This is a genomic window from Bacillota bacterium (genome assembly GCA_040754675.1).
Taxonomy (GTDB): Bacteria; Bacillota; Limnochordia; order Limnochordales; family Geochordaceae; genus Geochorda.
Genome location: JBFMCJ010000079.1, coordinates 1 through 11443, shown reverse-complemented (window position 1 = coordinate 11443; position 11443 = coordinate 1). Strand labels below are relative to the sequence as shown.

Sequence of the window (11443 nt, the reverse complement as noted above, 5' to 3'; positions counted from 1 at the left end):
CTCCTGCTGGCGCCTGTATCCTGTACGCGCAGTCGTGCGACCTCCGCGACCGGGACCTGGCGGACCGGTATGACCTGGTGACCTTTGTGTCGGGCAAGTCCCCCGCGTTCGGAGATGAGGATGACGACGAAGATGAGGACGAGCTCGAGGAAGGCTATGAGGACTGGGAGGGAACAGCCGACGCGAAGAGCGGCAGCAAGGTGCGGCTCAAGCAGTGGACCCAGCGGCGGGCCAAAACCCTCGGCTTTGATGTCCCGGGGCGTCCCGCGCCGCTGATCGACCAGGTGCACCGACTGATGCACCTGTGGCGCGAAGGGGATGTGCGCCGGGTGGATGCCTACCTGGAGGAACGGGGGCTCTGGAGCAATCAGGTCTTCCCGCGTCTGCTCCAGGCACTGGTAGAACTCGCCCGCCGGGACGGGCAAGCGGACGAATGTGCGCTGCTGGAGAGTATCATGAACCACATCCGGACGGCGAGCCCCCGCCCTGCCCGACAGGGCCTGTACCAGGGGGAGTTTTCGTTTCCACCTCGGGAGGGTGCATGAGGATCGGACCCGGTGTAGCCGGGGCGCTGACATAAGGGGGGAACGGCATGGTCAGGCACGCCGTGACACCATGGCACCAGGTGGTGAGGCTGCGCGACGACCTCCGTACCGGGGAGTTGAGCCTTTCTCTGTTCGCTGCGGACCTCTATGACGTGGTGATGGGCCGAGCACGACCCATATACCAGCAGCCGGAGCAGTTTTTCGCCCTTACTTACCCCACCTTCAACCTCCGGGAGCTGGTGCGAGATGTGGTCGGGAGGCTGGCGGGCAGGAACGACAAGGCTGTCAGACAGTTGGAGCTCACGTATGGAGGAGGCAAAACCCACGCCCTCATCACCCTGTATCACCTGGTGCGCGATCCCGACCGCCTCCCCGACTTGGCCTCCGTGCGGGAGTTCCGGGAGCATGCCGGAATTCCGTTTCCCCGCGCCCGGATCGCCGTGCTGCCCTTCGACAAGCTGGACGTGGAGAAGGGCATGGAAGTGCGCGGGCCGTCGGGGGAACTGAGGTGGTTACGGCAACCGTGGAGCGTGCTCGCGTTCCAGCTGGCAGGCCCCCAGGGACTCCGTCTCCTTCACGCCGACGGTCGGGACGAAGAGCGCGACACGCCACCGGCGGAGAACCTGATGCGGGACCTGCTGGAGTTGGCCGGAGGCGGCTCCAGAGGCCGGCCGGAACCCACCCTGCTGCTCGTCGATGAGGTCCTCATGTACGCACGGGAGAAGGTCGGGCAGGACCCGGTCTGGCGTCACCGGCTGCAGGACTTCTTCCAGGTGCTCACTCAGGCGGTGACCAAGGTCGACTGCACCTGCGTTGTAGCATCGCTGCTCGCCACCGACCCCCGCAAGAGTGACGCGCTGGGTAAGGAAATCGCCCAGGAACTGTACAACGTCTTTCGCCGGGAATGCGAGGCGGGCGTGCTGCCCGTTGAGAGGCAGGACGTGGCGGAAATACTGCGGCGGAGGTTCTTCACCCCGGACACCGTGCACAACCGCGAAGCCTTCCGAGCCCACGTGGTGGCTGCCCTGGCGGGAATCGAGGCCCTGGACGAGCAAACGCGTCGGAACCGTCAGGCAGAGGAGGAGAGGTACCTGAACAGCTACCCGTTCCACCCTGACCTGACGGAGGCCCTTTACACCAAGTGGACGCAGCTGGAGGGATTCCAGCGCACCCGGGGCGTCCTGCGCACTTTCGCCATGGCATTGCGTGATGCCGAGAAATGGGACACCGCTCCCCTGGTGGGCGTCAACGTATTCCTCAGTGCCCCCGGCGACACCGGTTTGTCCGAGGCGGCGCGGGAACTGGCGGCGGTGGCCGGGTACGAAGAGTATGAAGGCAAGCGCCAGGACTGGGCTGCGATCCTGGAGGGTGAACTGGGCAAGGTGCGGGACATCCAGCGGGATTTCCCGTCCCTGCGCGGCCGGGAACTGGAGCAGGCCGTCATGGCCACGTTCGTCCATTCCCAGCCCATAGGTCAAAGGGCGCTCACCCGTGAACTCCTGGTGCTGCTCGGATCCACCAGGCCTGACCCCATCGAGTTGGAGAAGGGGTTGCGGCGGTGGGCCGAAGCCTCCTGGTTCCTGGACGAGACGGCCCTCGCCGAGGCGGGAAACGGCGGTTTGGAGGTGAAGGTCCTGCCGAAGACCTGGCGCCTGGGGACCAGGCCGAACCTCAAGCAGATGCACAGCCAGGCGCTGGCCCAACTCCCTCCCGACCTCGTCGAGCAAGAAGTGCGGAAATCCATCGAACAGGAGAAACGTCTCACGGCTGGGGCGGCGGCGGAGCACGTTCACGTCCACAAGTTACCGAGGGGACCGGGCGACGTCTCCGATGAAGGAGACTTCCACTATGTCGTCTTGGGCCCCGAGGCCGTGTCCGACGTGGGGAAGCCTTCTGCCTTGGCACGCAGGTTTCTCAGTGAGACCACTGGCCCCGCGAGTCCTCGCGTCTATCGCAATGCCGTCGTAGTGGTGGTTCCTTCGCGGGAGGGCCTCGAGGCTTTGCGGAGCCGCGTTCGCGACTTCCTGGCCTGGCGTGAGGTGGCGGGATTCCCGGAGGCAAAGAACCTGGACGAAGCCCGCAAGGCACTGTTGCAGCAGTACACACAGGAGGCCCAAAAGAGGATAGGGGATGCAGTCCGGCAGGCCTACAACATCGTCGTTACCGTGGGCGCCAAGGGGGAGATAGAAGCCTTCCGGATCACGCCCGGCGACGGGCCGCTGTTTGAGGCAGTGAAGAAGGATCCGCGCAGCCGGATTCTCGAGGCTGCCGTGAGCCCGGACGCGCTCCTGCCCGGCGGGCCCTACGAGCTGTGGCGCGAGGGTGAGACTTCGCGCCGGGCCAGCGACCTAATCACCGCTTTCGCCCAGTTCCCGCATCTCCCGAAGATGCTACGGCGCCAAGATATCATGGACACCCTTGCGCTCGGTTGCGCCCAGGGCTACCTGGTACTGCGCCTGGTGCGCCCCGACAGGAGCGTCCGCACCATCTGGCGGGTCAAACCATCCTACGAGGAGCTTGGCGATCGCGGAGCTGAACTGGTGTTGCCCCAGGCAGCAGAGCTTTCCCACCTAGATAGCAGCCTCGTCGGTCCCGGGCTGTTGCCGGGGTTGTGGCCTGCCGATGCAGATTCCGTTGCCCTGGCCGCAGTCTTTGCCTTCTTCGACGGATGCCACACATCGCCGGTGGATCGGGGCGACTACACCGAGCACGTGCCCGTCCCGGTTGCCCCGAGGCCCGTGGTGGAGGCCGCCGTGCGCGAAGCGATAAGGGCGGGGCAGGTCTGGTTGATAACGGGTAGAGCGGGCTTCTGGCGGGAGGAAGTCCCCGCAGGCGTGCTCACGGATGACGCTGTCCTCCACCACCCACCCGCCGCCATCAACCCCACCGAGCTGCTCCCCCAGAACCTTCCGGGTGCGTGGGTTGCCGATGTCACCACCGCCGCCGCCCTCGCTGACGGCCTGTCACAGCGCGAAGGCAAGCCGCTACCCTGGCCCGTGGTACGCAGCGCCATAGACGATGCCCTACGCATGCGCCTGCTTCAACTAACCCCCGACTCTGCAACCTGGCCGTGCGACTCGCCCAACGCCTCCAGCATCCGCCTCCGCGTTGCCGAGCAACGCGTTGAGCCTGACCGCAGGCACCGTCGCGCTCGTGCAGAAGCCACGCTCAAGCCCGCCGAACTGCAGACGCTGGTTGAGTTGTTGGGGAAGCTGCGCGAGGCGGCTGCAGGCCTGGAGTTGTGCCTTTCTCTCCGCCTCGATCTTGAGGCCAAGGATGACCTACCTGACGCCACGCTAGACAGACTGAATGCATTGCTCAGAGAGGTGTCCACCGATCTACAGTTGCACCGTGTAGGCTGACCACGTCGCTCGGCGTAGTATCCGTGAGTAAGCGAGTGGTGAACGAGTGACGGAAGCTGCGCTCAAGCGCCACCAAGCTCCTGCGGCAATTGGGTCATTCGGCCCGGTCGACATCTTGGGCCCGCACCCCCGCCCCCCGTCCGTCTTCGCCGAGTGGCTGGCTGCCAAGGACGAGTATGCGGCACGTATCGCCCATCGGGTCCTTTGTGAGAGAGATTGTGACCCGAGACCAGTGATCCGTGAGGTGGCCCAATGGCTAGAACGCCACCACACTTCACGCGAAAGGTTGGAGAGCCTCAGGCGGCAGGCTGAGATACTCGTTCGGCAGGGTTTCCCTGAGCGAGCTTCAAAGCTCACGCCTTACCCCTCGAAGGATGTCACCCGGAAGGGAAACCTAGCCGAGATTATTCTTGCAGAATACATTTGCGACTCCGGGGAGGTGAAACTCCCAGTCTATCGTCTGCGCCACAATCCCAACATCGACGAGCCCATGAAGGGTAATGATGTCCTGGCGTTTGACCTCGATTCGCAGCCGGTTCGCATAGTGGTAGGTGAGGCCAAGTTCCGCGGGTCTGCCAGCAAGGAGGCTGTGGACGGGATCCTGGAAGACCTGGGGCGTAGTTGTCGCAACGTTGTGCCGGTCTCGTTGGGTTTTGTCGCTCAAATGCTGTACCAGGAGGGCAAGACAGAATTGGCCGATCGTGTCAACGAATGCTACACGCTGTGTCTGAATGACGCGGTACGTCTTGACTACGTTGGCCTCCTGATGAGCGATGAGCGATCCGCCGAAATGGTTCGCACCCACGCTTCGTCGGAAATCCGCAGGTTGTTGGTGATTTCAATGGGACTGCGTGATCCGGTCGGGTTTTGTCGGGAGTGTTGGACGGAGGTGGGTCAATGTGGCAGGGATGAGCCCACCGAAGGCGCTTGAACTAGTCACACGCCTGCGAAGGATGCCCCATGTCCGAAACATAGAGGCACAGGCAGATGCGAGGTATCTACTGTTCACGGTGGGAGAGGATCCCGCGAACTTTCCGCGATTCCTAGCCGACTTGGACGACCAGGCAACGATGGCCGCATACTCGTACCTCAACGCAGGGTGTGCTCTTGCGGAGAATGGATTGAGATCCGAAGCCGCAGGTCCGCTGTTACACGGTGCAGTGCTCCTGGAGCAGGTTAACGCCCCGAAGGAGAATCGGGCTCCAGGTTGTACGGTCCACCTTCTAATTAGCGCTATGGCCTTCTATGCGGCAGGCCACTATTCACGGGCCTTCGTGGTAATGCGGTCGTTGGAGCCTGGTGCTGCGGTGGCACGTCTTATCGCCCGATTCCTGGGGAAGCGGTACGGGGAGCTGTTGCAGGAGATCAACGAAGTGCTGCTCGGAGAGGATTACAGTGACCGCGTCGTGGCCAACGATGCTGAACGCACGGAAGAAGACACATCGGGCCTGGGGGCCGATGGCCGGGTTATGACGGTTCTTGTTGGACGTGCTCTGAGTCTCGCGCTGGAGTTCATTTACTCGGGCGATAGTCTATGGATTCGGCATGCCGAAGAAGTTCTGGAAGACGCAATGGGCTTGGCTACGGCTGGGTTCAGTCCGATGTGGTGGTGGGTCGCCAGGCTACTGCGCCTGGCGCTATCTGACCTCCACACAGCTTCGCCCTGGACCGTTCTTCCCTCCTACTTCGCAGGTCGTGCTTCTGCGCAGCTCCGGGATTACGTTCGGATTCTGGCGTATCAGCGGATTCCTGGAAGCGAGTTGTGGAGGTCTCAACGGGAAGCACTACCTCGAGTTCTTGACCTGGAGACCCCCGGTGCTGTGGTGAGTCTGCCCACCAGCGCTGGTAAGACCCGGGTAGCCGAAACCGCAATACTACAGTGCCTTGTAAGCAACCCCGCAGGGAAGGTTCTATACGTGGCTCCCTTCCGGTCACTGGCGTTTGAGGTGGAGCGTTCCCTGACTGCCACCATTGGGGCACTAGGGTACACGGTGTCGCACCTTTATGGTGGCGGCAGGGCAAGCAATATCGACAGGGCTCTGGCAGATGAGGCGCACGTCATCGTGGCTACCCCCGAGAAGACAAAGGCCCTTCTCCGTGCGGTCTCGGACCTCTGGAGCTCTATAAGACTGGCAGTTGTAGACGAAGGGCACCTACTTGGGGCCAGCCCCGACCAGCCCCGAGGTGGGCGCGTCTATGGAGAGTCGCCTCGACTTGAGCGCCGGCTCGTGCGGAACGAGATCTTTCTCGAACAGCTTCGGGCCATGTGCAAGAAGACCGGCGCTAGGATCTTACTGCTTTCAGCAGTTCTTCCAAACGTCGAAGAGATGGCAGTCTGGATCGGCGGGCAAGCCGACGCCGTCGCAAGGTCCGGCTGGCGCCCGTCCGATCAGCGTGTTGGTTACCTGCAGTGGACCGGTCAGGTCGTGCGCCTTCAGTGGTTAGGGCAGACCCAGTCGTTCAATCCCAACTTCATTGTTGCCCGACCGGTGAGGCAAGGGAGAATGCCGAGGCCGTTTCCACGAGACAAGACTGAGGCAGTCGCAGCCGCAGCGATCCGCTTGAGTGAGGCGGGGACTGTTCTTATCTTTACTGGAAGCGCCAGGTCGATAGGACGTTATGCAAAAGCCCTGGTGACAGCCCTCGGTGACGCTCCCTCGGAGCACAGTTGGCCGCAATCAGAGTGGGAACTCTTTGTCGCCTCCTGCCGGGAATGCTACCCGCGTGAACCTGTAGAGTTAACTGCTGCCCGGTATGGTATTCTCTGTCACAGTGGCAAGCTCCCGGACCAAGTTCGTGCTGCCATGGAGCATCTAATGCGTGCCCGCGCTCCGCGCGTAATCGTGGCGACCACCACTCTTGCTCAAGGTGTGAATATCGGCGTGTCTACTGTGATCGTGGCTAATCCGTGGATAGAGGGTACGCCCCTTCGCGTCCGTGACTTCTGGAATGTCGCCGGGCGAGCGGGACGGGCCTTCGTGGACGCTGAGGGTAGGATCTTGGTTACAATCGACCTCACCAGAGATCAGAAGCGGGTTAAGCGGGACTTGGAGATGGCCAAACGCTATTTCGACCGGGCGAACTCTGAGCCAGTGATGAGTGGCATTCTTGCGATGTTTCTCGAGCTCCACGATTTGGCAGTGCGAGCTGGCGTTGATTTCGAATTGCTGCTGGGCATGGTGGCCGAGAACGATTTCGGCCCGCTTGGGCACGACGCCGTTAAGGCTCGAGAGTACTGCGATCTCCTTGATGACGTACTTCTTGCTCTTCATTGCGAACTGGAGGAAATCCACGGCTCAGATCCCTTTGTGTGGATCGACGACGTGTTTCGTAATTCCTTGGCTGCCGTTTGTGCGAGGCGATCGGACTCCCCGCTCGAGCCAGAAGACGTGGTGTCGTTTCTGAAGCATCGCGCTCGCGCAGTCGCGAAGTTCGCTGGGGATCGAAAGAAGTGGCCATTGATTGTTGCCTCCGGCCTTCCGCTCAGTGCGGCGGTGGCGCTGGATCAAGCGGTTCCTGATTTGAAGCGGGCCCTGACAGAGCTGGTTAGTTCCAGCGGCGAACTCAATGATCTCGACCGGTTCGTATCCTTTGTTGAGGGAATAATCCGCTCGTTTCCCGGCGACGAGTTCAGCGCGACGCCCGGAGAGGAGATCCTGCGCAGCATTCGACAGCTGTGGTTATCCGGTAGACCGCTGCGAGAGATCCTCCCTCTCAATAATCGCGCCCTCGAGATATGCAGAGATCACTATGGCTACAGGGTTCCGTGGGTGATGAACGCTGCAGCTCGCTATCTGGCTGCTGAGGGCTCGAGCGAAGCCGAAGTGTGCGACCGCGTCGCGCTGATGGTTGAGATCGGGGTGCCCACTGAAATCGCAGCCAAGGTCTTCATGTGTGGTATACGCTCGCGGACTGCGGCAGTAGAATTATCAGCGTACATCCCCGAGGAAGTGGCGCGGTTATCCCTGTCCAGAATCGCTGAATACATGGGCAGCCAGGATTTCGTCGACTCGGTGCAGGGAAGAGCTTCACCGGACGCGATGCTATGGCTGCAGAACTTGGTCCGTTCGATGCAGAAACCGCGCTCGGTGCCGCAGATCCCGGAGTTCAGGATACGGGCTGATCCGTTCCCATGTTCTACAATCCATGTTCGTAAAAGGGAAGGCCGAGTTTTCCTATGTAGCCCTGATTACCGACAGACGCTGGTGATCGGAGCGCCACCGGATTCCCCCTGGCATGAGCTGGCAAACGATCTTCGTGTTGCCCTTGAACGCAGGGATTCCGGCGCATGGAGGTTGGACATCCGGGATCCGCGGGTTCGGCCATAGTTTTGTGTGGGGTGGTGTGTACAGGCTCAGCTGACGCCACGATTAGACATTGAGAGGATCGACGCCGATCGGACAAGAGGGCGGTGACCGTTTTGCCACTACGAGAAAGCGGGGTCAATTATAAGCGTCTCATCCAGGATCTGGCGGAGATGTACCCCTACGACGTTGCAGAAGTGGTAGTAGTGGAACTCATCGCCAACTCCCTGGATGCGGGAGCCACGACCATCTCGGTGGATTTTGACCCCACCACCCGTGTGCTGGTGGTGGCGGACGACGGCGCGGGGATGACGGCTGAGCAGTTCGACAGGTATCATGATTTCGCCGCAGGGCTTAAGGATCGGGGTAGCGGGATTGGTTTTGCTGGCCTGGGCGCGAAGATCAGCTTCAACGTGGCAGACCGGGTCATAACGGAGACCAGAAGCTCCTCGTTCTCCGGAGCATCGGACTGGCACTTCGCAGCCGGCGGGCGCCTGGTTTGGGAGGAGGTCGAGCCTACCCGCCTGGTGGGCCAGGGGACGCGGGTCGAAGTTCACTTCCGAGGTGATGACTCTATCCCGTACGGTGGAAGAGACGACCTCGTGAGACTGGTCCGCCGCCACTATCTCCCGTTGCACGACAGCGACTTCCTTCGTCTCTACGATCTGCTGGGCAAGTATTCAGCGGAACTCCGCTTTTGCGTCGATGGAAGGACCGTTGAGCCGACGGACCTTGCTGTGGACCTTGAGCTTAGCCATGTTAAGAGATTCTTACTCGAGACGGGCGGCAAGGCGTACGGATACGGTATGTTCGGTTTGGCAGCCTCTGATTACCCGGTTGACCCGGATATGTGCGGCGTCTTCATCTGCACCCACGGCAAGGTGGTCAAGGCCGAGCTCTTCAACCAGCTTCCCGGGGACCTGGGCCCCCGGATTTTCGGGTTGGTGGAGATTCCGGAGCTCATACACTTCCTGACCACCAGCAAGACTGATTTCAACCGGAAGAGCAATCCACGCCGATTCGAGCTAGTGTACGGACCCGTAAGGGACGCATTCAAGGGGTGGCTGAGGGAAATTGGCATCCGGCCGCCTGAACTGATCGATGCTGAGGAGGCCAGGAGACTGCAGCGCGAGCTGGCCAAAGTGCTGGAAGAGGTGCCCGAGTTGCAGGAGTTCCTTGGATTCCGCAGCAAGAGACCGGTCCTCCAAGCCGGAGGCGAGATAGCATGTGCGCGCGACCAGGAAGGGGTGCAAACCACGTTCCGCGTGGAGGGCGATGGAGGCGGCACGGCTGAGGGGCCGCAAGACCTAGGGAGCGAGCCCGGGCAACCCTTGGTGCCAAGTAACCAAGGGGCTGAAAGGGCCAAACCAATTAGCAGGGTGGCCAGGGCCGGGCCGAAGGTTGGCTTCGTTGAGGCCCCAGAGCGTATTGAGCTGGGCTGGGTCGAGGGGAACAGCGTGATCATCAACACAGGGCACCCGTCGTACGCTAAGGTGCGATCTAACCCCGTTGCCAGAATCACCCATAGCCTGTTTGCGATTGCCACTGCGGTTCAGAGGTTTCTGGGAAGCGGGGTCGATCCCCCGGATCTCCTCTTTGTAGATCGCCTGATGAACGCTTGGGGGAGGAAGTAAGGGTTGGGGCAGAGCGTTTTTGTGTCATTCGAGTGGAGGGACACCAGGCCCGTTGCGTTTATGACAATGGACGGCATAGGAACCTTAGACGGTGACCCCGAAGTGGTGCTGGACCAAGCCGCCGAGCTGTACTGGCGATTCGTCCTAAACACGCGTCGCCTTGTGGAAGGGATACGGGCAGCGAGGAGTAGCCGTCAGCCTGTCCTCGCCCGGCAGATGTGGGACGTGGGTGAAGCGATCTTTCAACTGAAGAAAGACTTGGAGCGCCTGCGCCTCGAGCTGGACGGCGTTTACGCTCACCTTACGCGCGATCTGGGTGTGAACCGCAAATGGCTAGAGCGGGCGGTCACTTTCCGCCGATACCTTCCCGACGCGACCTTGATACCCCCAGCACTTAAATGGGGGCCGTGTGCGAGCGCAGCCCGTCGGGCGGCGGAGCGCTTGAGAGCCAAGGAGCCTCTCGATGGAGCGGTTTGAGGACACACTTGCCGGGGAGTTGCGCGTTCTCTCGTCGTGGCCCTGGATGGTCACCCCTGAGGCCGCAGGACAGAGTGTGGATTCCGCCATTGACCCCTCCGGCCTGTGGCAGGCCTTATCTGCGGACCCGAGGTTTGTCCCCGTAGAACCTTGCGGGAGAACACCCTATGGCTACGTCGCCGACCAGACGCTGTTTCGGCGACTCGTGTTTCTCAACTTCAGGCTGGCTGAGGTGGAGTGCTTCTGGCTGCCCGAACGGCAAGCGGCGTGCGCGTTAAGTGTCTTGCGACAGCAGGGGGCTTGGCGCGAGGTGCCTCGGGGGCTGAGGGATTGGGGCCAAGGCCTGGGGCTTATCGCGTCCTCGCCTATGGAGCGTGGCTTCGTCTTTCCGCTCGCCCGTGTATTGTCCTGGGCATCGAGGTCTTCGTTGACCGTGGCTCGGGAGGTGCTCGCCGAATTCGGCGATGCACGGATTTGGACGATGCCCTTGCGGCAGCTAGCGTCTACCTTCTTGGAAGCAATGCTCGGTGCCTTCGGGGAGCGCGTTGCATATGTCGTCCGAAGCCGAGAGGGGTTGTCGGGTGAGAAGGTGACGCTCGAGTGTCTGGCCCAGAGTCTACGCGTCACACGCGAGCGCATCCGCCAGATAGAAAAGCAGTTCTGGAAAACCGTGGCAGGATTACGTCGGCCTCATCACCGGGCCCTACGGTCAGCGTGGTTGGCTTTCCTGTGCGATCTTATGGCCCACAGGGGTGCACTGGTGGTCCCGACAACGTCACCAGAAGGTGCCATCAGGACGTTCCTGGCCAGGTGTGTGGGTGTTCCTTTTGCACCACTCCCGGACGCGGGGTGTGTGCTGCTGGCTGCCACGCCGGAGAGTGTCGCTCGGCTCCGGGACCGAGATTGGTTTCCCGAAGAGATTGACTCGTCGGCAATCCTGCGCCGCCTGGTGTCGCTTGGGCTTCATCTGAGCGATTCAGACGCCCGCACACTCGCTGATGCCGTGGCTGGGTGGCGCAGGAAATCGCTGACCAAAGCCCAGAAGGTTTACATAGCTCTGCGCCGAATTGGTCGTCCCGCGCACTACACTGAGGTTGCCGAGATGTGCAACCAGATCTGGC

At 61.7% G+C, this 11443-nt stretch carries 7 protein-coding genes; all 7 read left to right on the top strand.

Going from position 1 to position 11443, the window contains the following annotated elements; genetic code table 11:
* On the top strand, positions 1-545 hold a 545-nt coding region (locus AB1609_06760), incomplete at its 5' end, for a hypothetical protein (protein ID MEW6046166.1).
* A 47-nt stretch (positions 546-592) separates the two neighbouring features.
* Complete coding sequence (locus AB1609_06755; GenBank protein ID MEW6046165.1) at positions 593-3907, top strand: DUF499 domain-containing protein; 3315 nt, start codon at positions 593-595, stop codon at positions 3905-3907.
* A 46-nt stretch (positions 3908-3953) separates the two neighbouring features.
* Entirely contained in the window at positions 3954-4838 is an 885-nt protein-coding gene (locus AB1609_06750; GenBank protein ID MEW6046164.1) for a Hachiman antiphage defense system protein HamA, read from the top strand.
* A complete protein-coding gene (locus tag AB1609_06745; GenBank protein MEW6046163.1) occupies positions 4816-8235 on the top strand; it encodes a DEAD/DEAH box helicase in 3420 nt (1139 codons plus the stop codon). The genes AB1609_06750 and AB1609_06745 overlap by 23 nt, the downstream gene beginning before the upstream one ends.
* 83 nt (positions 8236-8318) lie before the next feature.
* On the top strand, positions 8319-9845 hold the full coding sequence (locus AB1609_06740) for an ATP-binding protein (GenBank protein ID MEW6046162.1): 1527 nt from the start codon (positions 8319-8321) through the stop codon (positions 9843-9845).
* 3 nt (positions 9846-9848) lie between these two features.
* On the top strand, positions 9849-10322 hold the full coding sequence (locus tag AB1609_06735) for a hypothetical protein (protein MEW6046161.1): 474 nt from the start codon (positions 9849-9851) through the stop codon (positions 10320-10322).
* 853 nt (positions 10323-11175) lie between these two features.
* The coding region (locus AB1609_06730) for a hypothetical protein (protein ID MEW6046160.1) at positions 11176-11443 on the top strand (268 nt) is incomplete at its 3' end.

Bases quoted from the DNA above. Each gene is read 5' to 3' on its own strand.
- AB1609_06755 (MEW6046165.1), top strand. From the start codon at position 593: ATGGTCAGGCACGCCGTGACACCATGGCACCAGGTGGTGAGGCTGCGC.
- AB1609_06745 (MEW6046163.1), top strand. From the start codon at position 4,816: ATGAGCCCACCGAAGGCGCTTGAACTAGTCACACGCCTGCGAAGGATG.